The organism is Streptomyces sp. NPDC002776 (assembly GCF_053592195.1).
In genome coordinates this window covers 68,155-90,112 of sequence record NZ_JBSFVG010000016.1, presented here as the reverse complement: position 1 = coordinate 90,112, position 21,958 = coordinate 68,155, and the positions used below count along the sequence as shown (strand labels likewise).

The window sequence follows — 21,958 nt, the reverse complement described above, 5'->3', positions numbered from 1 at the left end:
GGATCAGCCGGTGTACCGCTCCCGCAGCTCGATCTTGCGCACCTTTCCGGACACCGTCATCGGGAAGGAGTCGAGCACCCGCACCCCGGCCGGGATCTTGTAGTGGGCCAACTGACCTTCGCAGAACGCCCGTACGTCCTCCAGCGTCGGCGGGTCGGCCGGATCGCGGGGGATGACGCAGGCCAGCACCTGTTCGCCGTACCGCTCGTGCGGCACGCCGATCACCTGGACGTCGGCGATCTTCGGGTGGCCGTGCAGGAACTCCTCGATCTCGCGCGGGTAGATGTTCTCGCCACCCCGGATGATCATGTCCTTGATGCGGCCGACGATCTCGACATAGCCGTCCTCGCGCATCACCGCCAGGTCGCCGGTGTGCATCCAGCGGGCGGGGTCGATGGACTGCGCGGTCTTGTCGGGTTCGTTCCAGTAGCCGAGCATCACGCTGTAACCGCGGGTGCACAACTCCCCTGCCGTGCCGCGCGGTCGGGTGACTCCGGTGGCGGGGTCGACGATCTTCACCTCGACGTGCGGCAGGACGCGGCCGACGGTTCCGGTGCGGTGTTCCAGGTCGTCGTCCATCCGGGTCTGCAGCGAGACCGGGGAGGTCTCGGTCATGCCGTAGCAGATCGACACCTGCTCCATGTGCATCTCGGCGACCACCCGTTTCATCACCTCCACCGGGCAGGGCGAGCCCGCCATGATGCCGGTGCGCAGCGAGGAGAGGTCGTACCGCGCGAAGTCGGGCAGGTTCAGTTCCGCGATGAACATGGTCGGGACGCCGTACAGCGAGGTGCAGCGCTCCCGCCGGACCGCCTCCAGGGTGGCCGCCGGGTCGAAGGAGGGGGCGGGGATGACGATGCAGGCGCCGTGCGTGGTGGCCGCCAGGTTTCCCATGACCATGCCGAAGCAGTGGTAGAACGGCACCGGCAGACAGATCCGGTCCTGCTCGGTGTAGGCGATCGACTCCCCGACGAAATAGCCGTTGTTGAGGATGTTGTGGTGGGAGAGCGTGGCTCCCTTGGGGAATCCGGTGGTGCCCGAGGTGTACTGGATGTTGACCGCGTCGTCGCAGCTCAGGTCGTCCGGCAGGGCGCGTGGGAGGGCGCGGCCGAGCAGCGCCTGCCAGCTCGGGTCGCCGAAATACACGGCCTCGCGCAGATCGGGGCAGTTGCCCCGCACCTCGTCCACCATGGCCCGGTAGTCGCTGCTCTTGTGGCCCAGGGAGGCGAAGAGCAGGCGGATCCCGGCCTGCTTGAGCACGTACTCGACCTCGTGCACCCGGTACGCCGGGTTGATGTTCACCATGATCGCGCCGATGCGGGCGGTGGCGTACTGCACCAGCACCCACTCCGGGCAGTTGACCGCCCAGATCCCGACCCGGTCGCCCTTGCCGACCCCGCTCGCCAGCAGCGCGTACGCCAGCTCGTCGACGTCCGCCATGAGCCGGGCGTACGTCCAGCGTCGCCCCGACGGGACGTCGACCAGCGCCTCCCGCTGCGGCCAGGTGGCGGCGGTGCGCGCCAGGTTGTCCCCGATCGTCTCGCCGAGCAACGCGGTCGCGCCGGTTCCGTGCGTGTACGACAGTGCGGTCACCGGAAGTCCTCCTCGCGGTACTCGTCGTGCGAACCGGCCGCGGTGGCCTCGCGCAGTTCGATCCGGCGGATCTTGCCGGAGACGGTCTTGGGCAGGGGCGCGAACTCCAGCCGGCGGATGCGCTTGAAGGGGGCGAGGACCTCGCGGGAGTGCTCGAAGAGGACCTTCGCGGTGCCGGCACCCGGCTCCCAGCCGTCGGCGAGGACGACATAGGCCTTGGGGACGGCGAGGCGCAGCTCGTCCGGGGCGGGCACCACGGCGGCCTCGGCGACCGCCTCGTGCTCCAGCAGGGCGCTCTCCAGCTCGAAGGGACTGATCTTGTAGTCGCTCGCCTTGAAGACGTCGTCACTGCGCCCGACATACGTCAGGTAGCCGTCGTCGTCCCTCGACGCGATGTCCCCGGTGCGGTAGTAGCCGCCCGCCATCGCCTCCGCCGTACGGTCGGCGTCCCCGTGGTAGCCGGTCATCAGGCCGACCGGGCGGGCCGACAGGTCGAGCGCGATCTCGCCCTCGGCCGCGCCGGGCGCGCCGGTCACCGGGTCCAGCAGCTCCACCCGGTAACCGGGGCTGGGGCGGCCCATCGCGCCCGTCTTCAGCGGCTGGCCCGGACTGTTGGAGACCTGCACGGCGGTCTCGGTCTGCCCGAAACCGTCCCGGACGGTGACGCCCCAGGCCCTTCGGACCTGCTCGATGACCTCGGGGTTCAGCGGCTCCCCCGCCGCCACGGCCTCGCGCGGAGGGGTGCGCAGGGCGGTCAGGTCGGCCTGGATGAGCATCCGCCACACCGTCGGCGGGGCGCAGAAGGTCGTCACGCCCGCCCGGTCCATCTCCGCCATCAGGCGGGCCGCGTCGAAGCGCGTGTAGTTGTGCAGGAAGACGGTCGCCTCGGCGTTCCACGGCGCGAACAGGTTGGACCAGGCGTGCTTGGCCCAGCCCGGCGAGGAGATGTTGAGGTGCACGTCGCCGGGGCGCAGTCCGATCCAGTACATCGTGGTGAGGTGGCCCACCGGGTACGAGACGTGGGTGTGCTCGACGAGCTTGGGGCGGGCGGTGGTGCCGGAGGTGAAGTAGAGCAGCAGCGGATCGTCGGCACGGGTGGGGCCGTCCGGGACGAAGCCGGCGGGGGCCGCGTAGGCGTCCTCGTACCGGTGCCAGCCCTCGCGGGCGCCGCCGACGACGACGCGGGTGCAGGTGCCGGGCACCTCGGCGAACTTGCCGGTGTCCGCGGACCGCACGATCACCTGCCGGACCCGCCCGCGCTCCACCCGGTCGCGCAGGTCGGCGGGGCCGAGCAGCGGGGTGGCCGGGATGACGACGGCCCGCAGCTTCATGGCGGCCAGCGCGGTCTCCCACAGCTCGGTCTGGTTGCCGAGCATGACCAGGATCCGGTCCTCGGCGCCGACGCCCCGCTCACGCAGCCAGTTGGCGACCCGGTCGGACCGGGCGGACAGCTCGGCGAACGACAGCCGCACCTCGGTGCCGTCCTCCTCGACGAGGTGCAGCGCGGTGCGGTCATTGCCGTCCGCGATGACGTCGAACCAGTCCAGCGCCCAGTTGAACCGCTCCGGCCGGGGCCACTCGAACCCTTCGTAGGCGGTGGCCCAGTCCTCGCGATGCGCCAGCAGAAAGTCCCGTGCCCCGCGGAAGTCGTCGGTGGCCGTCATGTGTCCTCCTCTGTCCCGGACCATTGCCCGGCGGCTCCCTGCCATCGTGTAATCCGTGATGCAGGTCTCACCACCCCCGAACGGGGGTGTACGCCGCAGAGGGAGGGCGGGCAGTTGGCAGCAGATGTCACCGCGGCCGCGGAGATCCGGGGTGCGCTGGTCCGGCTGCGGCGCTCGACCGGTCTCCCGGTCGCGTTCGGCGGCCTGATGGAGCCCGCCCGCCCGCGGATGCTCATCAGCGAACTCAACGGCACCGCCACGCACGCGCTGAGCCGGCTCACCGTCGCCTCCGGCAACGGCCTCGGCGGTCGCGCGGTCGCCCTGGCCCGCGCCTGTGCGGTGACCGACTACTCCTCCTCGCGGCAGATCAGCCATGAGTACGACACCGCCGTCGCCGCCGAGGGCCTGCGCTCGGTCCTCGCGGTCCCGGTCGTCGTACGCCGCCGGGTGCGCGGTGTCCTCTACGGCGCCCTGCGCACCCCGCAGCCGCTGGGCGACCGCACGCTGAGCGCTGCGGTGGCCGCCGCGCGCGAGGTGGAACAGGCGCTCGTCGTGCGGGAGTCGGCGCAGGAGCTGCTGGAGGCGGCGCGGCCGCGCCCGGAGCGGGACGGCGAGGGAGCCGTGCGGGAACAGGTGCGGGAGGCTCATGCGGCCCTGCGGGCGCTGGCACCGCGGATCTCCGATCCGGGGTTGCGCGCGGAGCTGCTGGAGGTGTGCGGGCTGCTGACGCCCGAGGGGCCGGCCGAGGGGGTGCGGCTGGCGCCCCGGGAGGTGGATGTGCTGGCCTGGGTGGCGGCAGGGGCGACCAATGCCGTGGCCGGCGAGCGGTTGGGGCTGCGGGCCGAGACGGTGAAGGGGTATCTGCGGTCGGCCATGCGGAAGCTGGGGGCGCACACCCGGGGGGAGGCGGTGGCCGCCGCGCGACGGGCGGGGCTGCTTCCATAGGGCTTCCGCAGGGCTTCCCGGCCGCTCTGGCGTGCGCTCCCCCATTCATTCACCCGCACCCTGAATTTACCTATGCTCCCGGGCTGTTATTTCCCTCACCCGGCAGGCACTCCGAAATTCAAAGACCTGTTGCCTAATATTGGCCAGGACACGACACACGGAGGGGAGCGGTGACCGTGCCACGGGACTTCACGGAACCTGCCCGATCCCGCCCCGACCTGGTCATCGGCCGGGACGAGCCGTTCACGGCGGCGCGTCGGCAGCTCGCCCGGGGCGGCAGCGTCCTGCTCCACGGGCCCGCCGGAATAGGAAAGTCGACCGTCCTGCGGGCATTGGCCGCGGAATACGGCGCGGCGGCCCGGACGGTGTTGCGCTGCTCGGCGACCGAGTCCGAATCCCATCTCCCCTTCCTCGCCCTCGCCGACCTCCTCGGCCTGGTCCTGGACGACGTCTGCGGCCGGCTGCCCGCCGCCCAGCGCACCGCCCTGGAGTCGGCGCTCACCGGCCGCGGCGAGTCCACCCTGCAGCGCGACGGCCTCGCCCTGCGGCTGGCCGTCCTGTCCGCCCTGCGCGCCCTCGCCGCCGAGGGCCCCGTCCTGATCGTCGCCGACGACCTGCAATGGCTGGATCCGGCCAGCGCCGAACTCCTCGGCTTCGCCGCCCGCCGCCTCGGCGACACCCCCGTGCGGATGCTCTGCGCGGCGCGGACCGAGCACGAGGAGTACGACCGCCATCTGGGCGCGTCCCCGCCGGACACCCTGGCGCTCCGGCTCGGCCCTCTCTCCCGCACCCAGGTGGCCGCCCTGCTCGACCACCGCGGCTACACCGGGCTGTCCCGCTCCACAGTCCGCGACATCCACCGCACCAGCGGCGGCAACCCGCTCTTCGCCCTGGAACTCGGCCGTGCGCTCGCCGAGAACCCCACTCCGCCCCGGCCGGGCGAGCCGCTGCCGGTGCCGACCTCGCTGCGCGCCCTGGTGCTCAACCGGCTCGGGATGCTCTCCCCCGACGCCCGCCACACCCTCCTCGTGGCCAGCGCCGGCGCCCGCCCCACCCTGGCCACCCTGCGCGCGGCGGGGCGCGCCGACGCCGAGGCGGAGACCGCGCGGGCGGCCGAACTGGGACTGCTGGCGACGGAGACGGAGGGGCCGGCCGTACGCTTCGCGCATCCGCTGATCTCTGCGGCGCTGTACGCGGAGGCGCCCGCGCAGGAGCGGCGGGCCGCGCATGCCGCGCTGTCCACGGCCGCCTCGGACCCGATCGAACGGGCCCGGCATCTGGCGCTGGCGACCATCGGCACCGATCCGGAGGTGGCGGCCTCACTGGCGGAGGCGGCGGCCCTGGCCCGCGACCGCGGAGCGCCCGCGGTGGCCGCCGCCCTGGGCCGCCTGGCCGCCCGCCACGCACCCACGCCCACGGAGAGCCCGACGAAACGGACACGGCGCCCCGGCGACGCCGGGGGCACCGGGGGCACCGGGGGCACCGGGGGCACCGGGGGCACGGTCCAGGAAGACCACGACACCGCAGCGCCCGCCGCCGAAGCCCATGCCCCGGCCCCAGGAGAGCCGCGACGCCCGACCCACGACACCGCGGCGCCCGTCGGCGAAGCCCATGGCCCGGCCGCCGACGACCCCGAGTCCACGACCCCGGGAGAACGACGACACCGGGACCACGGCACCGAAGCCCATGCCCCGGCCCCAGGAGAGCCGCGACGCCCGGACCACGCCTCCCTCGAAGCCCACCCCGACACCGACGCGCGATCCCCGGCCCCCACAGAACCGCAACACCCCGACCCCGCCACCGCAGCACCCACCCCCGAACCCCCCGCCGAGCGGACACCCCCCGGTCCGCAGGATCTGCTGCTTCAGGCTGCCGAGGACGCCATCACCGCCGGGGAGCTGGACCTCGCCCGGGACATCGCGCGCGAGGTGCTGTCCGGCTCGACCGTGCCCGCGCAGCGGGTGCGGGCCTGGATCGTGGTGATCGAGACCGCGGGCCACGCCATGTCGGAGGTCGACGCCGTCTTCCCGCAGGCGCTGGCCGACGCGGGCGACGACCCGCGGCTGCTCGCCCTGATCCACTATCAGCTGGCCTGGCGGGCGCTGCTGGTGGACGGCGACTTCGACCCGGCCCGGGAGGAGGCCGCCTACTCCGCGGAGCTGGCCGCGCGGGGCGGTGACCGGTACACCGAGCTGATGGCGCTCGCCTTCGAGGCGCAGATCGAGACCCTGATGGGTCACCCGGACGCACCCGCGACCATCAAGCGCGCCCTGCGGGAACCGCAGGACCCGCGGGTGGCCTGCCACCACAACGGCGCCGGGTACGCCCGCTTCCGCTGGCTGGTGATGAGCGACCAGCTGCCCGAGGCCCGCGCCACCGTCACCGCGCTGCTGCGCGAGGTGCGGCGGCGCGGCTCGGTGGAGAGCGAGGTGCACTTCCTGCGCGGTCTCGCCGAGACCGAGCTGCGCACCGGGCACTGCGCCCGCGCCCTCGACCTCGCCCGCGAGAGCCTGCGGCTGGCCCGGGACACCGGGATCGGCGAGGTCGCCTCGGCCGTGCTCACCTCCCTCGCGGAGGCCGCGGGCGGCGAGGTGGACCGGGCGCTGGCGCTGGCCCGGGAGGCGCTCGACCACGCCGAGCAGGACGGCGACCAGATGTACGTCTCCCGCGCCCTGGCCGCCCTCGGCCATGCCCAGCTGGTGGCCGGGGACGCCCCCGCGGCGGTGGCCTCGCTGCGCCGGGTGCGCGAGCTGGAGCAGGGCCTCGGCATCACCGACCCGGCACGCGGGCGCTGGCACGGCGATCTCGCCGAGGCGCTGGTCCGCGTCGGCGCGACCGAGGAGGCGCAGGACGTCATCGACACGGCACGGGCCCGCGCCCTGCGCCTGGGCCGGGAGAGCGTGCTCGCGGTGCTGGACCGCGCGGAGGCCCTGGTGTGCGCCGCCCGCGGCGAACGGGAGTCCGCCGCCGAACGGCTGACCTCGGTGCAGGACCGGCTCGCCAAGCTCGGCTACGGCCTGGAGGAGGCCCGGGCGGCCTTCGCGGCGGCGGCGCTGCGCACCGGCAGGCCCGGACCGGTCTCCTACGACGAGGCGGCCCGGCTGTTCCGGCGGTGCCGCGCGCTGCCGTGGCTGCGCCAGGTGGAGGCGGCCGCGACGGCGCCGGCGGCCGAACCGGCACCCGCGCCGGCCGCCGCCCTGGACGCGCTGGACTCCCTCGCCTCGATGGAGCGTCAGGTCGCGGCGCTGGTCATGGAGGGCGCGACCAACCGGGAGATAGCGGCGCGGCTGTTCATCAGCGTCAAGACCGTCGAGGCGACCCTGACCCGGGTCTACCGCAAACTCGGGATCCGGTCGCGCGTCGACATCGTCCGGCTGGCGGCGGGCCGTCCCGGCGGCTGAGATCCCGCGCGATTCACCGCAGCGGCGGGTTCGGCCGGGGCCGACCGAGGGTTTTCCCTGCCCAACTGCCCTAGGGGGTTCCCTCATTGGGAAGGTGACCTGCGGGTTCTAGCGTAAGGGCGTGCCGCTCGCCGGGCACACGGGGGCCTGTCCCGAGACCCCCGTGCAGCGCCCCCCACCCGCGAGGCCCCCCACCGGCCACCCAATGAGGAGACTCATGCTCGGGCTCATCCGCGCCAAGAAGACCGCCACCGCGCTCGCGGCGACCGCCGCCGCCGCGGCCACCGCACTGATCGGCGTCGCCCCCACCGCCGCCGCGGCTCCCCAGCCCATCGTGGGCGGTTCGACGACCACCACGACCGCGTACCCGTTCATGATGCAGATCACGGACTCCGCGCAGAACCAGTTCTGCGGTGGCACGCTCGTCTCCGCCACCAAGGTCGTCACCGCGGCCCACTGCCTGGTCGGCGAGTCCATCGGCAGCGTCAGAGTGGTCGGCGGCCGCACCTACCGCAACGGCACCGACGGCACGGTGGCCCGGGTCAGCGGCATCTGGATCCACCCGGGCTACACCGACGCCACCAACGGCGACGACGTGGCGGTGCTGACGCTGTCGACGTCGATGCCGTACACCCCGGCGCCCTACGTCTCCGCCGCGCAGACGGGCGTGTACGCGGCCGGCACCACCGCCCGCATCCTCGGCTGGGGCACCACTTCCGCGAGCGGCAGCTCCTCGAACCAGCTGCGCACGGCCACCGTGCCGATCGTGTCCGACGCCGGCTGCGCGAGCTCCTACGGCACGGACTACCTCGCGTCCGACATGGTCTGCGCCGGTCACACCTCCGGCGGGGTGGACACCTGCCAGGGCGACAGCGGCGGTCCGCTGCTGGTCGGGGGCGTCCTGGCGGGGATCACCTCCTGGGGCGAGGGCTGCGCGGCGGCCGGCTACCCGGGCGTGTACACCCGGCTGACGTCCTTCTCCGGTCTGGTGGCCGCGCAGGTCGCCTCGTGACCCGTACCGACTCCTGAGTACCCCTCAGGTGCACTGCCAGGGGGCGTTGCGGGCCTCCACGAGCGGCCCGCAACGCCCCCGATCCATGTCCGGCTACGGCAGCACGGTCCCGAAGCGGATGTCGTACGACGACTGCGGGTGCATGACGTCCAGCAGGTACGCGCCCTCCGCCAGGACCTCGGCGCGCTGGGCTTTGGTGAGGTCGTCGAAGGGCTCGATGACGAGGGCGTCGTCGATGATCCGCCAGACGCCCGCGAGGAAGCCGTCGACGAGGAACGGGCAGTAGACGGTGTTCACCTGCCAGGTGCGGCCCCGGTTCGCGGGCGGGATCACCCGGGTGCGGTCGGCGTGGGAGAGCAGGAGGTTGTCGAACTCGGGCAGGAAGCGGGGCGGGGCCGGGGTGTCGGGGTCGGGGCGCGGGGCGTCGGGGAGGTCGAAGAGCTCGACGCCGTTGTCGTCGCGGAAGGTGACCAGTTCCGGGCGGAGCCGCTCGAAGACGGGGCGCATCCGGGTCAGACCGCACCAGGTCTGCAGGTCCTTCACGGAGGCGGGCCCGAAGGCGGCCAGATAGCGCAGGACGGTGGCGTCCGGGGAGGCGGGCGGCTCGACGGGGCGGCCCAGCCAGTGCTCGACGGTGGTCAGGCAGACCTGGGCGCTCTTTCCCCACACACCGCGCGGGGTGATCTGGACCAGCGGCAGTTTGCAGCGGGCGGCGATGGCGAGGGCCGCCGGATCGGCGTCCGGCCATTCGGCACCCAGCGCCTCGCGCAGCTGCTTCATGGTGCGCGGTGTCTCTTCGACGAGGTCGCGGGCGAGGGCGGCGAGCCGGTCCAGGTCGACGCCGACAAGGCCCTTGCGGAAAATGTTGATCTCCCGGTCCCGGGCGGGCTGCACCAGCGGGCGCAGCGCGAGGCTGTCGTCGGCGGTGTGCAGGTGGATGGTCGAGCGCATGCTGACGATCCGTACCGCCTCCCGCCGCTCCAGCAGCCCGGCCGGCTCCTCGGTCCGGAAGCCGTCGAGGCGGGCGGCGAGCGCGTAGTACGGCGGCTTGACCTCCTGGGCCTGGAGGCCGACCAGATGCTCCACCGCCGCCTTCGCCGACATCGGGGCGCGGCGCAGCAGCAACTGCCGTTCCAGGGTCGCGCGGTTGAGGGCGCGGGTGCCGAGAACGGGGCCCGGGGCGGTCGTCGTCTTCGTCATGACCCGCACGCTAGTAGGACTTGCGGACAGCCCGGGTCCGCAACTGTGGATCTCCTGCGAAGTGCCGCGTATAACCTGCTCGGAGATCACTGGCGTCGGCCGAGGGGCAGCCACGATGTCGAAGCGCAACCGGAAGTCCGTCTGGCGCCGCGCCCTGACACCGCAGTCCGGCCCGCCGGGGCCCCCGCGGCAACGAACCGGGCCCGCCCCCGAACCGGAACCGGCGAGCATCGTCCAGGCGGTCCTGTACCGGGACGGCGTGCGCGTGGCCTCTCCCGCCACGCTCGCCGACACCTACCGCGAGCTGCACGAACAGTCCGGCGGCATGGCCTGGATCGGCCTGGCCCGCCCAACCGAGTCCGAACTGCTGTCCCTGGCCGCCGAGTTCGATCTGCACCCGCTGTCCGTCGAGGACGCGATGGAGGCCCATCAGCGGCCGAAGCTGGAGCGCTACGGCGAGACGCTCTTCGTCGTCCTGCGCGCGGCCCGCTATCTCGACGCGGTGGAGGAGGTCGACTTCGGTGAGCTGCACGTGTTCGTCGGCCCCGACTTCGTGATCACGGTCCGCCATGGCGCGGCGCCCGATCTGTCGGCGGTCAGGCGCCGGATGGAGGAGACCCCGGAGCTGCTGAAGCGGGGCCCGGAGGCGGTGCTGTACGCGATCCTCGACGCCGTGGTCGACGGGTACGCACCGGTCGTCGCGGGCGTGCAGAACGACATCGACGAGATCGAGACGGAGGTCTTCCGCGGCGACCCGGAGGTCTCCCGCCGCATCTATGAACTCTCCCGCGAGATGGTGGAGTTCCAGCGCGCCACCCGCCCCCTGGTCGGCATGCTGCACGGTCTGATGGCGGGCTTCGCGAAGTACGGCACGGACGAGGACCTGCAGACGTATCTGCGGGACGTCGCCGACCACGTCACGCACACCAGCGAGCGCGTGGACGGCTTCCGCCAGGCCCTGACCGACATCCTCACGGTGAACGCGACTCTGGTCACCCAGCAACAGAACGCGGAGATGCGGGCGTTGGCGGAGGCCGGTTTCGAACAGAACGAGGAGATCAAGAAGATCTCGTCCTGGGCGGCGATCCTGTTCGCGCCGACGCTGGTCGGGACGATCTACGGCATGAACTTCGACCACATGCCGGAGCTGCACTGGCTGTTCGGGTATCCCTTCGCCATCGGCTTGATGGGGGTGGTCTGCGTCAGTCTGTACGTGATTTTCAAGCGGCGCGACTGGCTCTAGGAACCTGACTGCCGGCAAGGAGGTCCTCGGCTGTCGATCCGCTTCTCGCTGCCCCTGGCCAGGCCCGTGTTCACCGGCCCTGGAGGAGGGAGATCTCGCTCGCGGAGCGCTGCAGGACCACCTCCAGGACGTCGGGCATGATCAGCGTGCCGGTGCCGTCGGGCGGGCACAGCCAGCGCACGGCGCCCCAGCGGCAGTGGGGTGCGGGAGCGGCGATCCACGCGCCTCTGCCCAGGTAGCGCAGACCGGTGCCGACCCACACCGCCTGGGGGTCCGGGGGCAGGAGGAATCCCACGTGATGGGTACGGGCGTCCAGCAGGCACGGTCCGGGCTGGATCAGCGGCAGTTCGTCGAGGATTCCGGCGACGCGCAGACCCAACTCCTCGGGGACGACCAGGACGTCCCAGAACCGGCCGGCGGCCAGCAGCGCGATCCCGGAGGGGCCGTTCTGCCACTCCTCCTTGCAGGCGCGGGGGTCCTCCGCCGCCGCAGCCAGCCACTCCATCGACCTCGTCCAGTGTGCGAGTGCCATCACAGCCTCCTTGGGGGTGCCGATGTCCGGGACGACGCGCAGGGAATGCGGGCGGCGAAGTCCGGAGCGTCGAACGGCTCGCGGCCATTCCGGTCAGCGTGATCGGTGGAGGACCCAGTGCAGCCGGATCGGCGACCTGTGGCCAGGAGGAAGCGGCTCAATTCGCCGTATGGGGCGAGCGCCGGAGCGCCCCGAGGGCAGATATATGCAGCCGCGCGCCCCTCTGCTCCCACAGCCCTACTGATTGCGGCATTCGGGGGATCGTCGCCGGGTGCCGCAACCGGAGTGCCCCGCCCCGCGACTTCACCGGGTGACAGACACCCCGAGCGAGGGAGACCAGCGGTGAGCTCATACGGCGACACACTCGTCCCGTTCCAGGAGGTGTGGCCCATGTGCGACCAGTACGCCTCCCCCTGCGATCTCGACACCGGCGGCGACTACCCGCTGCCGCCCCCCGACCCGGCCCAGCGCCTGAACCTTCCGCTCAGCGCCGCCGACCACCGGCGCCTGGACCTGTACGCCGCGCTCACCGTCCGCGGCATCGCGCCGGTCCCCGGCGACCAGCACGCCATCGACACCATCAGCACCCTCGGCGACGAGGTGACGACCGCCGTACTGCGCTGGGTCGCCGGCGCCACCGGGTGACCCGGGGACTATGCAGGCATCGGGTCAGCTGGACCCGCCCGGGGAACCGGAGCCCTGGACCGTCGAGGTGAGGCGGCGCAGCGCGGCCCGGGCCGGCGGGCCCCAGGTGGGCTTGCCGCCCGGCCGGCCGTGGATCCCCGCCTCCGCGATGAAGAGGCAGGCGAACGCCTTCAGCACCGCCCAGCCGCGCGCCCGGCGTCGTGTCGCGGGGTCCGCGGTGGGCCGGTAGGCGGCGTGGAAGCGGTCGACGGCGCCGTCCGGCAGCAGGATCCACGCGGCGGCCAGGTCGCAGGCCGGATCCCCCGCGAAGAGGTCGCCGAAGTCGATCACGCCGCAGAACGTGCCGTCCGCGGTGAGGACGTTGGCCGGGTGCAGGTCGCCGTGGAGCCACAGCGCCGGGCCCGTCCACGCGGGCGCGGTGACGGCGTCCTCCCAGACCGCGCGCACGGCGTCCGGGTCGGGCAGCAGGCCCAGTTCGGTGGCCGAGGCGAGTCCCCGCGCGAACGGTTCCGCGTAGTCGGCGAGCGGGCCCCCGCGGTCCCGGCCGGCGGGCGCCCCTTCGGGGGCGGGCCGGTGCAGGGCCGTCAGGAAGGCGGCCAGGGCGTCGGCCGCCTCCGCGGCGCGCACGGCGGGAGCCCGGTCGGCGGGCGCGCCCGGCACCCAGGTGGTGACGGTCCAGGGCCGCGGGAACCGCTCGGAGGGCTCGCCCAGCCGCTGCGGCACGGGCACCGGCAGCGGCAGGTCCGGGGCGAGGACGGGAAGCCACGCGTACTCCTTGCGCAGCAGCGCGTCCGCGGACGGTGTCGCCCAGGGCAACCGGACGGCGAGCTCGTCGCCGAGCCGCCACAGTTGGTTGTCCCAGCCCCGTGCTCGTGACACGCGCCCCCCGGCTACTTGACGGCCCTCGCCACCAGCTCCCCGATCCGCGTCTCGTCCGCCGCCGTGAGCCGGGTGAGGGCGAAGGCGGTCGGCCACATGGTGTCCTCGTCGAGGTTCGCGGTGTCGTTGAAACCGAGGGTGGCGTACCGGGCGTTGAACTTCTGCGCGCTCTGGAAGAAGCAGACGACCTTGCCGTCCCTGGCGTAGGCGGGCATGCCGTACCAGAGCTTCGGTGCCAGCTCCGGGGCGCTCGTCGTGACGACGGCGTGGATGCGCTCGGCCATGACCCGGTCCGACTCCTGCATCTCGGCGATCTTCGCGAGCACGGCGGCCTCGTCCTGGGCCGCCTTGTCGGCCTTCGATCCGCGGCGGGCGGACGCCTTGACCTCCTTGGCGCGCTCCTTCATCGCGGCGCGCTCCTCGTCCGTCCACTGCTCGGACGCGGTGTTCTCGGTGCTCTTGGTGGACTGCTGTGCCTTCGTCATGACTGGTTCCTTACACGTGAGTTCGTCAGGTGGTGGAGCTCTGGCGGGTGGTGGCGCCGAGCCGGTTGAGCAGGTTGGTGACGCCGGTCAGCAGGACCAGCGCGGCGAGCTGGGTCTCGTCGTAGTGGGTGGCGGCCCGGTCCCACACCTCGTCGCTGACCGCGTCGGGGCGGTCGGCCAGCCGGGTGGCGGACTCGGCCAGGTCCAGGGCCGCCCGCTGCGCCGGGGTGAAGTGCGGGGTGTCCCGCCAGGCGGTGAGGGCGAGCAGCCGTTCGTCGCTCACTCCGGCCTCGCGGGCCGTCCGGGTCCCGTCGTCCACGTCGGCGGCGCACCCGTTGATCTGGCTGATCCTCAGGCGCACCAGTTCCAGCGTCCGGGGCTCCAGGCCGGCCGAGCGCACGGTCGTCAGGAGCTCCTGGAGGGGGGCTGCCGCGCCGGACAGGACGACGGCGGGGTTCCGCATGCGGGACCGCACGGGGCTCTCCTTCGCTTCCGGTTCGGTGCCCCGTTCCGTCGGGGCGTGACTCCATGACAGCCCGGCCCGCGCCGCCGGGCCATGACGGTGGGACGGCGTGGGACAGCGGAACGGGCCTTGACCTGCGGCGAACGGGGTGAGAAGACTTCTCGCACGGTGGGACGGACAGACGGGGGAACAGAGATGGACGCGTCCACAGCGGATCCGCAGGAGGAGCTGGCGGCCCGGCTGCGCATGCTCCAGGAGCTCTCCGGGCTCGGCGTACGGGCGCTCGCCCGCGACGCCGGACTGAGCTCCTCGTCGCTGTCGCGGTACCTCAACGGCCGTACGCCGCCGCCCTGGCCCGCCGTCGTCGCCCTGTGCCGCCTCGTCAAGCGCGACCCGCGGCCGCTGCGCCCGCTGTGGGAGCGGACCGCGCACCCGCTGCCGGCGCCGCCGAGGAGCAGCCGCCAGGTGAGGCCCGCGCCCCGCAACACACTGCCGCGCGACGTGGCCGACTTCACCGGGCGCGAGGAGGCGCTGGCCGCCGTGCTCGCGGCGGTGGACAGCCACCGGGCGGTCTGCGTCGACGGCATGGCGGGCGTCGGCAAGACCTCCCTCGCGGTGCACGCGGCGCACCGGCTGGCCGCGGGCTTCCCGGACGCCCAGCTCTACGTCGACCTGCACGGGTTCACCGAGGGCCGGCCCCCGCTCGACCCCGACTCGGCGCTGCGGATGCTGCTCGGGGCGCTGGACGTCCCCTCCGAGCGGGTTCCGCAGGAGGGTCTGGAGCAACTGGCCGCCTGCTGGCGGGCGGAGCTGGCCGGACGGCGCGCGGTCGTGGTCCTCGACAACGCCGCCGACGCCGAGCAGGTCCGTCCGCTGCTGCCCGGCGCCGGGGAGTCCGTCGCCCTGATCACCAGCCGCAACCGGCTGCTCGGCCTGGACGAGGTGCCCCCGGTCTCGCTCGACGTCCTCAGCCCCGAGGAGAGCCTGGAGCTGCTGGCCCGGGCCGGCGGCGACCCGGGCGGCCCCGGGGGCAGGCTGGCCCGTGATCCGGAGTCCACCGCCGAGGTGCTGCGGCTGTGCGGGCGGCTGCCGCTGGCCCTGCGGCTGGCCGGGGCACGGCTGCGGCACCGGCCGGGCTGGACCGTGGGCATCCTGGCCGAGCGGCTGGCCGAGGGCACGGACGAGTTCGACGCCGCGTTCGCCATGTCGGTACGGCAGTTGGAGCGGCCGCACGCCCGGCTGTTCCGGATGCTGGGGCTGCTGCCCGGGGCGTCCTTCGACGAGTACCTGGCGGCGGCGCTGGCGGACGTCCCGGTGCGCGCGGCGCGGGCGATGCTGGAGGACCTGGTCGACGCGCACCTGGTCCAGCAGCCGACGCCGGGCGGCTACCGTCTGCACGACCTGGTGCACCAGCACGCCCGCCGGGCCTCGGCGCGAGCGGACCCGGCGGCCGAGCGGGAGCGCGCCCTGGTGCGGGTGCTGGACTACTACGTCCACGCGGCGGCCGCCGCCGACGCCGCGATGCCGTTCGTGTCCCCCGCCCGTCCGGTCGCGGCGGGACCGGCCCCGGCGGAACTGCCCCGGTTCGCGGACAAGAACGCGGCCATGGGCTGGCTCGTCGCGGAGTACGGCAACCTGATCGCCGCGTTCGAGACGGCGGCGGCCGTCGGGTCCGACGTCCATGTGTGCGAACTGCCGCGCTTCCTGCGGGCGTACTTCGCGCGGCGCTGCGGCACGACCCACCTCAACGTCCTGTTCGAGCGGTCGCTGGCCGCCGCCGAGCGGCTGGGGGAACCGCTGCGGCTGGCGGAGGCGTACAGCGATCTGGGCTTCGCGCGCTACAACGCGGGCCGGACGGCGGAGGCGGCCGAGGCGTACGAGGCGGCCGGGCTGCTGGTGCCCGGGGCGGGGGACGCCCGGGTGGCGGCGGAACTGACGCTGCGCCGCGGCTATCTCGGCTGGGACGCCGGGCAGGTCGAGGAGCCGCTGGAGCTGTTCCGGCGGGCGGCGACGTCGTACGCGGACGCCGGCTGCCCCGAGGGTGCGGCGCACGCCGCCGCCGCGGAGGCCTGGGCGCTGCTGCAGCTGGGCCATCGCGAGGAGGCGGCGCGGCTGGCCCGCGAGGTGCTGGACGTCCCGCACACCGACGCGGCGTGGCCGCCCGCGCTGACGGCCCGGATCACGCTCGGGGTGGCGCTGGCCCGGGAGGCCCCGGACGAGGCGGCGCGGGAGCTGCGCCGGGCGCTGGAGTCGGCGCGTGAGGACGGGCATCTGCACAACCAGGCCTGGTGTCTGAACTGCCTGGGCGTGGCCCTGCGCCAGATGGGCCGGTACGACGAGGCGCTGGCCGGCCACCGGGCGGCGTTCGCCCTGCTCGACGAGTTGTTCGAGGAGCACTGGAAGATCCACTTCCTCAACGGCTACGCCGAGACCTGTCGTCTGGCGGGGCTGGACGAAGAGGCCCTGCGCCTGCACCGGCAGGCCCTGGACCTGGGCGCGCGGCTGGGCAACCGCCACCAGGAAGTCCTGGCCCACGAAGGCATCGCGGCCGTGCTCGACGCTACCGACCCGGCGGGGGCGGCCGAGCACCGGGAGGCGAGCCGGACGCTCCTGCGGGCGCCGGCCACCGGGGCTCGCTGAGGCGCCCTTTCCCGCGCGGGGGCAGCATCGACGCACTATACATCACGTGTATACACGCGACGTATAGTCTCGGCATGCCTTCTCCGACCAAGAAGATGAAGAAAACGGGGGCCGCGTTCCTCGCCGCCACGATGCTGTCCGCCGTCGTCACGCTGACCGGCTGCACCCGTCTGGAGACCACCTCACCGGCCGACGTCCGCGCCGATGCCACCGCCGTCCGGGCCCGGGCCGGGACCGTCGACTGCGAGGAGGTCAAGTGCATCGCGCTGACCTTCGACGCCGGACCCAGCGAGAACTCGCCACGCCTGCTGGACATCCTGAAGGAGGAGCGGGTCCCGGCGACCTTCTTCCTGCTCGGCGAGCGGCACATCGAGAAGTACCCGCAGCTCGTGAAACGGATGGCGGCCGAGGGTCACGAGGTGGCCAGCCACACCTGGGACCACAAGATCCTCACCGACCTGGAACCGGACGAGATACGCGAGGAACTGGAGCGCCCGAACGAGGAGATAGAGCGCCTGACCGGGCAGCGCCCGACCCTGATGCGCCCGCCGCAGGGCCGCACGAACGACACCGTGCACGAGATCTGCCGGGAGCTGGGGCTCGCGGAAGTGCTGTGGAGCGTGACCGCGAAGGACTACAAGACCAATGACTCGGCCCTGATCCACGAGCGGGTCCTCGACCAGTCGTCCCGGGACGGGATCATCCTGCTGCACGACATCTACGCGGGCACGGTGCCCGCGGTGCCCGGGATCATCAAGGACCTCAAGAAGCAGGGGTACGTGTTCGTGACCGTGCCGCAGCTGCTGGCGCCCGGAAAGGCCGAACCCGGCAAGGTCTACCGCTGAATCTAAAATCGGGCGGTGGTCAACTTTCAGCTGGAACGCACGGCGCCGCTCTCCCCCGACGAGGCCTGGCGCCGCCTCACCGAGTGGCCCCGCCACGGGGAGGTGGTCCCGCTGACCCGCGTCACCGTGGTCACCCCCGGGCCCAACCGGGAGGGCACGGTGTTCGTGGCGCGCTCGGGCCTCGGCCCGCTCGCCGTGGACGACCGGATGGAGGTCACCGTGTGGCGGCCGCCGGCCGAGGACTCGCCCGGACTGTGCCGGCTGGAGAAGCGGGGCCGGGTGGTGCTGGGCTGGGCGGAGATCGAGGTGCGCCCGGGCCCCGGCGGGCGGGCCCAGGTGGTGTGGCGCGAGGAGCTGCGGGTCCGGCCGCTTCCCGGGCTCTTCGACCCCCCGCTGCGGGCGGCGGCGCGGTGGATGTTCGGGCGGGCGGCGAACCGCCTGCTGCGCGGCGCTTGAGACCTGCCTGACAGACTGGGCGTCATGATCTCAAATGGAGCCGCGGGACCGGCAGTTGACGAGGTCGAGGAGCTCGTGGCGGACGCGCTGCGCGGGCTGCTCGCACAGGCCCGGGAGGTGGGCGACGGCGGCCTCGGCTGGCCCGTGCGGCCGTCCGACGAGGCGCCGGACCCGATGTTCTACAACGGCACCGCCGGCATCGTCCCCGTCCTGCTGGAGGCCTGGCGGCACTTCGGCGACGACGCCTGTGCCGACGCCGCCGTGCGCGCCGCCCGGGGCCTGGCCGCGGCCGTCGAGGAGACGGAGGACTGCTCCCTGTACTTCGGGCTCACCGGCATGGCGCTCGCGCTGCGGGCGGTCGCCGACGACCTGGGCGAGCGAGCCGCCGCTGCCGCCGCGGACCGGGCCATGGCGCTGGTGCGGGCCCGCTTCGACGGGACGCGCTGGGGCGAGCTGTTCGAGCTGATGGGCGGCAACGCCGGGATCGGCCTCGGCGCGCTGGCGCTCGGGGACCCGGAGTTCGCCGTACGGGCCGTGGAGCCGTATCTCGACACGACGGAGCGGACCGCGGCCGGGGTGCGGTGGGCGTTCCGGCCCGGTGTGCCGGGGCGGATGCACCACATCTCGCACGGCACGCTCGGCATCGCCCTCGCGCCGGCCGCGATCGGGGCGGCCGCCGGCCGCACGGACCTCACCGAACTGGCGCTGGCAGGTGCCGCGGACGTCGTCTCCCGGGACGAGGCGGGGCCCGACGGCTTCCTGGTCCCGCACTCCGACCCGCGGCACGGCGGAGAGCGGGCGGCCCGGTACAGCTACGGCTGGTGCCACGGTCCGGCCGGGGACGCCCAGGCGTTCCGGCTGCTGCGGGACGCCTTCGACGACTCCGCCTGGTCGGTGCTGGCCGACCGCTGCTGGCACACCGTCACCCGCTCGGGGCTGCCCGCGCGGGTCGGCCCCGGCTTCTGGGACAACAACGGCCGCTGCTGCGGCACCGCGGGGGTCCTGGCGCTGGCCTGCGACCGGATCGCCGAGCAGGGCGACTCCCCGGACTTCGCCGGCCTCCTGGTCGCGGATCTCGCCGCGCGCGCGACCCGGGGCCCGGACGGCGCCCACTGGTCGAACGTGGAGCACCGGGCCACGCCGAGCGCGCTGGAGCCGGAGACCGGCTGGGCGATGGGCACCGCGGGCATCGCGCGGGAACTGCTGCGCTGGGTACGGCTGAGCCGGGGCGGTGCCCCGGACTACGCGTTCGCCTGGCCGGATCAGCCGGCCGTCCGCCGGGACCTGGCTCAGGCCACCGAGCCGATGCGCCGGGCCGGGGCCGAGGCCGTGTCGTGATGGATGGGCGTGTGGGCGCCGGTCAGTGAGGCCCCGCTGCCGCCCCGCCGGTTCGCGACGATCTCGGCGGCGATCGACAGGGCGGTCTCCTCGGGCGTACGGGCGCCGAGGTCGAGGCCGATCGGGGACCGCAGGCGGGCCAGCTCCATGTCGGTGACGCCGACCTCGCGCAGCCGTTCGTTGCGTTCGAGGTGGGTGCGGCGCGAGCCCATCGCGCCGACGTAGGCGACCGGCAGGCGCAGGGCGAGCCGGAGCAGGGGGACGTCGAACTTGGCGTCGTGGGTGAGCACGCACAGGACCGTGCGTGCGTCGACCCGGGTGCGTTCCAGGTACTGGTGCGGCCACTCGACGACGATCTCGTCGGCCTCGGGGAAGCGGGCCGGCGTCGCGAAGACGGGCCGGGCGTCGCACACCGTCACGTGGTAGCCCAGGAACTTGCCGATCCGCACCAGCGCCGAGGCGAAGTCGATCGCCCCGAAGACGATCATCCGGGGCGGTGGGACCGAGGACTCCACCAGCACCGTGAGCGGTGCTCCGCACCGAGAGCCCTGCTCTCCGATCTCCAGGGTGCCGGTGCGGCCGGCGTCCAGGTAGGCGCCCGCCTCGGCGGCCACGGTGCGGTCCAGTCCGGGATGGGCGCCGAAGCCGCCCTCGGGGGAGCCGCCGGGCCGGACCAGCAGGGCCCGGCCCATCAGTTCCGTAGGGCCCGAGACGATCCGGGCCACGGCCGCCGCCTCACCGCGGGCGGCGGCGGCCAGCGCCGCGCCGATCACCGGGCGGGCCGGATCGGCGGCCCGTACCGGGGTGACCAGGATGTCGATGACGCCGCCGCAGGTCAGGCCCACGGCGAAGGCGTCCTCGTCGCTGTAGCCGAAGCGCTCGAGGACGGTGTCCCCGTCCTGGAGCGCCTGCCGGCACAGTTCGTAGACGGCGCCCTCCACACAGCCACCCGAGACCGAGCCGATCGCCGTGCCGTCGGTGTCCACCGCGAGCGCGGCGCCGGGCTGGCGGGGCGCGCTGCCGCCGACCGCGACCACGGTCGCCACGGCGAAGTCACGGCCCTGCTCGACCCACCGGTGCAGCTCTTCGGCGATGTCCAGCATCTCTCGGTCTCCTTGAGGGGGTGGTGTGGAGGGCTCCCGGCTAGTGGACGCCGAGCCAGCTTTCGATCGGGTTGAGGGCGAAGAACACCAGGAAGATCACCGTCAGGGCCCACATGAACACCCCGATCTCCCGGACCTTGCCCTGAGCGGTCTTGATCGCGACGTACGAGATGACGCCGGCGGCGACACCCGCGGTGATGGAGTAGGTGAACGGCATGATCACGACGGTCAGGAAGACCGGGATCGCGGTGGCGCGGTCGCTCCAGTCCACGTGCCGGGCGTTCATCATCATCATGGCGCCGATGACGACCAGGGCGGCGGCCGCGACCTCCCCGGGCACGATCGCCGTGAGCGGGGTGAAGAACAGACAGGCGGCGAAGAACAGGCCGGTGACGACCGAGGACAGGCCGGTGCGGGCGCCCTCGCCGACGCCGGTCGCCGACTCCACGAAGACGGTCTGGCCGGAGGCGCCGGAGACGCCGCCGATCGCGCCGCCCGCGCCGTCGATGAACAGCGCCTTGGACAGGCCCGGCATCCGGCCCTTGTCGTCGGCGAGCTTGGCCTCGGTGCCGACGCCGATGATGGTGGCCATCGCGTCGAAGAACCCGGCGAGCACCAGCGTGAACACGATCATGCCGACCGTCATCGCGCCGACCTCGCCCCAGCCGCCGAACTCGACGTCACCGAAGAGGGAGAAGTCCGGCATGGAGACCGCGCTGCCCCGGAGTTCGGGAGCGCCGCTCGCCCACTGCTTGGGATCGATGACGCCGAACGCGTTGAGGGCGACGGCCAGGACCGTGCCGCCGAGGATGCCGATCAGGATCGCGCCGGGGACGCCCCGGGCCTGGAGCATGAAGATGCCGAGCAGGGTGACGGCGAACAGCAGCACGGGCCAGCCGGCCAGTTCGCCGGTCGGGCCGAGGGCGACCGGGGTGGCCTCGCCCTGGTGCACGAAGCCGGCCTTGTAGAAGCCGATCAGGGCGATGAACAGGCCGATGCCCATGGTGATCGCGTGCTTGAGCGCCAGCGGGATCGCGTTCATGATCATCTCGCGCAGACCGGTGACGACCAGCAGCATGATGACCACGCCGTACATCACGCACATGCCCATGGCCTGCGGCCAGGTCATCTCCGGGGCGACCTGCGAGGCGAGGACACCGGAGACGGAGAGGCCGGCGGCCAGGGCCAGCGGCACCTTGCCGAAGAAGCCCATCAGCAGCGTGGTGAGGGCCGCCGCGAACGCGGTGGCGGTGATCAGGGCCTGCTGCCCGAGGGTGTTCCCCGCCGCGTCCTTGCCGGACAGGATCAGGGGGTTGAGCAGCAGGATGTACGCCATCGCCATGAAGGTCGTGACGCCGCCGCGCACTTCGCGCGCGACCGAGGAGCCTCTCCTGGATATGTGAAAGTACCGGTCGAGCCAAGACCGTCCGGCCGGGACGAGGGTGCCTTCACCCGCGTCGTCGGCAACGGTCTTCGGCTCCAGTGACTGCTGGGTCATGTGGGCCTACTCCCAA

Annotated in this window: 18 protein-coding genes; 9 read left to right on the top strand and 9 right to left on the bottom strand. The window is 73.4% G+C overall.

What is annotated here, in order from left to right:
* Window positions 1-3: 3 nt before the first annotated feature.
* Together ACWD11_RS27895 and ACWD11_RS27890 are read right to left on the bottom strand one after the other, a co-directional pair.
* Window positions 4-1,593 carry an AMP-binding protein gene (locus ACWD11_RS27895; protein ID WP_451286268.1) on the bottom strand — a complete coding sequence of 530 codons (1,590 nt, stop codon included), beginning with the start codon at window positions 1,591-1,593 and terminating at the stop codon, window positions 4-6.
* Window positions 1,590-3,257 carry an AMP-binding protein gene (locus ACWD11_RS27890; RefSeq protein WP_451286266.1) on the bottom strand — a complete coding sequence of 556 codons (1,668 nt, stop codon included), beginning with the start codon at window positions 3,255-3,257 and terminating at the stop codon, window positions 1,590-1,592. The genes ACWD11_RS27895 and ACWD11_RS27890 overlap by 4 nt, the downstream gene beginning before the upstream one ends.
* Before the next feature lie 114 nt (window positions 3,258-3,371).
* Here ACWD11_RS27890 and ACWD11_RS27885 point away from each other — a divergent pair, with 114 nt between their 5' ends.
* The 3 genes from ACWD11_RS27885 (at window position 3,372) to ACWD11_RS27875 (ending at window position 8,615) form a co-directional block, all read left to right on the top strand.
* Complete coding sequence (locus tag ACWD11_RS27885; RefSeq protein WP_451286264.1) at window positions 3,372-4,202, top strand: response regulator transcription factor; 831 nt, start codon at window positions 3,372-3,374, stop codon at window positions 4,200-4,202.
* A 170-nt stretch (window positions 4,203-4,372) separates the two neighbouring features.
* Window positions 4,373-7,603, top strand: a complete 3,231-nt coding sequence (locus ACWD11_RS27880; protein WP_451286262.1) for a helix-turn-helix transcriptional regulator — start codon at window positions 4,373-4,375, stop codon at window positions 7,601-7,603.
* Window positions 7,604-7,820: 217 nt separating this feature from the next.
* A complete protein-coding gene (locus tag ACWD11_RS27875) occupies window positions 7,821-8,615 on the top strand; it encodes a S1 family peptidase (RefSeq protein ID WP_389420516.1) in 795 nt (264 codons plus the stop codon).
* 93 nt (window positions 8,616-8,708) lie between these two features.
* Here the strand turns inward: ACWD11_RS27875 and ACWD11_RS27870 are convergent, their stop codons facing one another.
* Window positions 8,709-9,815: a winged helix DNA-binding domain-containing protein gene (locus tag ACWD11_RS27870; protein ID WP_451286260.1), complete on the bottom strand. Its 1,107-nt coding sequence runs from the start codon at window positions 9,813-9,815 to the stop codon at window positions 8,709-8,711.
* A gap of 115 nt (window positions 9,816-9,930) precedes the next feature.
* Here ACWD11_RS27870 and ACWD11_RS27865 point away from each other — a divergent pair, with 115 nt between their 5' ends.
* Window positions 9,931-11,058: a magnesium and cobalt transport protein CorA gene (locus ACWD11_RS27865; protein ID WP_389420514.1), complete on the top strand. Its 1,128-nt coding sequence runs from the start codon at window positions 9,931-9,933 to the stop codon at window positions 11,056-11,058.
* A gap of 70 nt (window positions 11,059-11,128) precedes the next feature.
* Here the strand turns inward: ACWD11_RS27865 and ACWD11_RS27860 are convergent, their stop codons facing one another.
* A complete protein-coding gene (locus tag ACWD11_RS27860) occupies window positions 11,129-11,590 on the bottom strand; it encodes a hypothetical protein (protein ID WP_451286257.1) in 462 nt (153 codons plus the stop codon).
* A 342-nt stretch (window positions 11,591-11,932) separates the two neighbouring features.
* Here ACWD11_RS27860 and ACWD11_RS27855 point away from each other — a divergent pair, with 342 nt between their 5' ends.
* Window positions 11,933-12,235: a hypothetical protein gene (locus tag ACWD11_RS27855; RefSeq protein WP_451286255.1), complete on the top strand. Its 303-nt coding sequence runs from the start codon at window positions 11,933-11,935 to the stop codon at window positions 12,233-12,235.
* A 24-nt stretch (window positions 12,236-12,259) separates the two neighbouring features.
* On the opposite strand, the gene ACWD11_RS27850 is transcribed toward ACWD11_RS27855, so the two are convergent.
* The 3 genes from ACWD11_RS27850 to ACWD11_RS27840 are packed head-to-tail and all read right to left on the bottom strand — an operon-like array spanning window position 12,260 to window position 14,074.
* Window positions 12,260-13,114: an aminoglycoside phosphotransferase family protein gene (locus ACWD11_RS27850; RefSeq protein ID WP_451286253.1), complete on the bottom strand. Its 855-nt coding sequence runs from the start codon at window positions 13,112-13,114 to the stop codon at window positions 12,260-12,262.
* Window positions 13,115-13,125: 11 nt separating this feature from the next.
* A complete protein-coding gene (locus ACWD11_RS27845; protein ID WP_389420510.1) occupies window positions 13,126-13,599 on the bottom strand; it encodes an iron chaperone in 474 nt (157 codons plus the stop codon).
* A gap of 25 nt (window positions 13,600-13,624) precedes the next feature.
* The gene (locus tag ACWD11_RS27840; protein ID WP_451286251.1) at window positions 13,625-14,074 is read right to left on the bottom strand and encodes a carboxymuconolactone decarboxylase family protein; all 450 of its coding nucleotides are present in this window, start codon (window positions 14,072-14,074) and stop codon (window positions 13,625-13,627) included.
* Window positions 14,075-14,257: 183 nt separating this feature from the next.
* Between ACWD11_RS27840 and ACWD11_RS27835 the strand changes: the two genes are divergently transcribed.
* From ACWD11_RS27835 to ACWD11_RS27820, 4 genes are all read left to right on the top strand, one after another.
* Complete coding sequence (locus ACWD11_RS27835; RefSeq protein WP_389420508.1) at window positions 14,258-16,702, top strand: ATP-binding protein; 2,445 nt, start codon at window positions 14,258-14,260, stop codon at window positions 16,700-16,702.
* Window positions 16,703-16,776: 74 nt separating this feature from the next.
* Window positions 16,777-17,547, top strand: coding sequence for a polysaccharide deacetylase family protein (locus ACWD11_RS27830; protein ID WP_451286249.1), 771 nt, complete (start codon window positions 16,777-16,779; stop codon window positions 17,545-17,547).
* Window positions 17,548-17,562: 15 nt separating this feature from the next.
* On the top strand, window positions 17,563-18,003 hold the full coding sequence (locus ACWD11_RS27825) for an SRPBCC family protein (RefSeq protein ID WP_451286247.1): 441 nt from the start codon (window positions 17,563-17,565) through the stop codon (window positions 18,001-18,003).
* 24 nt (window positions 18,004-18,027) lie between these two features.
* Window positions 18,028-19,341, top strand: coding sequence for a lanthionine synthetase LanC family protein (locus ACWD11_RS27820; RefSeq protein WP_389420505.1), 1,314 nt, complete (start codon window positions 18,028-18,030; stop codon window positions 19,339-19,341).
* Here ACWD11_RS27820 and ACWD11_RS27815 read toward each other — a convergent pair.
* Window positions 19,293-20,444 (bottom strand): XdhC family protein, encoded by a 1,152-nt coding sequence (locus ACWD11_RS27815; RefSeq protein ID WP_389420504.1) that lies wholly within the window; start codon window positions 20,442-20,444, stop codon window positions 19,293-19,295. The two genes, ACWD11_RS27820 and ACWD11_RS27815, sit on opposite strands and share 49 nt — an antisense overlap.
* Before the next feature lie 40 nt (window positions 20,445-20,484).
* Complete coding sequence (locus ACWD11_RS27810) at window positions 20,485-21,942, bottom strand: NCS2 family permease (protein WP_389420503.1); 1,458 nt, start codon at window positions 21,940-21,942, stop codon at window positions 20,485-20,487.
* Between the last annotated feature and the right edge of the window lie 16 nt (window positions 21,943-21,958).

Bases quoted from the DNA above. Each gene is read 5' to 3' on its own strand.
- ACWD11_RS27890 (WP_451286266.1), bottom strand. From the start codon at position 3,257: ATGACGGCCACCGACGACTTCCGCGGGGCACGGGACTTTCTGCTGGCG.
- ACWD11_RS27875 (WP_389420516.1), top strand. From the start codon at position 7,821: ATGCTCGGGCTCATCCGCGCCAAGAAGACCGCCACCGCGCTCGCGGCG.
- ACWD11_RS27870 (WP_451286260.1), bottom strand. From the start codon at position 9,815: ATGACGAAGACGACGACCGCCCCGGGCCCCGTTCTCGGCACCCGCGCC.
- ACWD11_RS27865 (WP_389420514.1), top strand. From the start codon at position 9,931: ATGTCGAAGCGCAACCGGAAGTCCGTCTGGCGCCGCGCCCTGACACCG.
- ACWD11_RS27860 (WP_451286257.1), bottom strand. From the start codon at position 11,590: ATGGCACTCGCACACTGGACGAGGTCGATGGAGTGGCTGGCTGCGGCG.
- ACWD11_RS27845 (WP_389420510.1), bottom strand. From the start codon at position 13,599: ATGACGAAGGCACAGCAGTCCACCAAGAGCACCGAGAACACCGCGTCC.
- ACWD11_RS27835 (WP_389420508.1), top strand. From the start codon at position 14,258: ATGGACGCGTCCACAGCGGATCCGCAGGAGGAGCTGGCGGCCCGGCTG.
- ACWD11_RS27830 (WP_451286249.1), top strand. From the start codon at position 16,777: ATGCCTTCTCCGACCAAGAAGATGAAGAAAACGGGGGCCGCGTTCCTC.
- ACWD11_RS27820 (WP_389420505.1), top strand. From the start codon at position 18,028: ATGATCTCAAATGGAGCCGCGGGACCGGCAGTTGACGAGGTCGAGGAG.
- ACWD11_RS27815 (WP_389420504.1), bottom strand. From the start codon at position 20,444: ATGCTGGACATCGCCGAAGAGCTGCACCGGTGGGTCGAGCAGGGCCGT.
- ACWD11_RS27810 (WP_389420503.1), bottom strand. From the start codon at position 21,942: ATGACCCAGCAGTCACTGGAGCCGAAGACCGTTGCCGACGACGCGGGT.